The sequence below is a fragment of the Paraburkholderia sp. SIMBA_054 genome (assembly GCF_046534875.1).
GTDB lineage: Bacteria > Pseudomonadota > Gammaproteobacteria > Burkholderiales > Burkholderiaceae > Paraburkholderia > Paraburkholderia hospita.
In genome coordinates this window covers 1-240 of sequence record NZ_JAWRXV010001595.1, presented here as the reverse complement: position 1 = coordinate 240, position 240 = coordinate 1, and the positions used below count along the sequence as shown (strand labels likewise).

Annotated in this window: 1 protein-coding gene; it reads right to left on the bottom strand. The window is 62.9% G+C overall.

Translation table 11 applies throughout. The features are described 5' to 3' along the window. On the bottom strand, positions 1-240 hold a 240-nt coding region (locus SB822_RS60445; protein ID WP_410859564.1), incomplete at both ends, for an acyl-CoA dehydrogenase domain-containing protein.

Genomic DNA, 240 nt, shown 5'->3' with positions numbered 1-240 from the left:
CGTGATGCCGTAGACGAAGCTGCGTACCACGTTCGAAAGCGTGAAGGCGACGTGGCCGAAGAACGCGTCGTCGAAATCGCGCAGCGCTTTGGCGCGGTCCGCCTCGCGGGTCGCGCTCATCTCCTTCAGCACATACGGATGGCAGCGAATCGCGCCCTGGCCGAAAATGATCAGGCAGCGCGTGAGTATGTTCGCGCCTTCCACAGTGATCGCAATCGGCACCTGCTGATACGCGCGCGC